The organism is Photorhabdus africana (genome assembly GCF_035181445.1).
GTDB lineage: Bacteria > Pseudomonadota > Gammaproteobacteria > Enterobacterales > Enterobacteriaceae > Photorhabdus > Photorhabdus laumondii.
On sequence record NZ_JAXBVE010000174.1, the window covers coordinates 1 to 494 of the forward strand.

1 protein-coding gene is annotated in these 494 nt (G+C 54.0%); it reads right to left on the reverse strand.

Translation table 11 applies throughout. From position 1 onward, the window contains the following. A partial coding sequence (locus tag SLS51_RS23275) for a calcium-binding protein (RefSeq protein ID WP_323840846.1) occupies window positions 1-494 on the reverse strand: 494 nt, incomplete at both ends.

Consider the following 494-nt stretch of genomic DNA (forward strand, 5'->3'; position numbering starts at 1 on the left):
CTGCCGCCTTCGGAAGCATAGATTGTGTCGCCCTGAGGACCGGCATAGATAACCGACTTGCCACTGCCACCAATGATAGTGTTGTGCCCGCTGCCGCCGACTAAGACATCGTTACCCATGCCACCGACCAGCACCGAATCACCGGAACCGCCCTTGATAAAGACACCGTTGACACTACCGCTTATGATAGTATCGTTGCCGCTTCCGCCTTCAGCGATGGTTAAACTGGCTTGACCCATGTTCAGCTCCACGCCTTGGTTACCGACAATGATCGCCGTATCGTGCCCGCCATTGCCGTGAATGTTTTTCGTATCGTCAGAAGCGCTGATAACAAAAACATCATCGCCGGTACCACCGACATAGGTATTGCTCCCTGCGCCCCCGACCAGCCAACTGCCAGTTTTTGCCGCAATCAGCGTATCATTGCCGCTGCCACCATACAGATTGCTGACTCCCAGTTGCTCCGCATTTAGGGTTTCATCTGTTTCACTCTG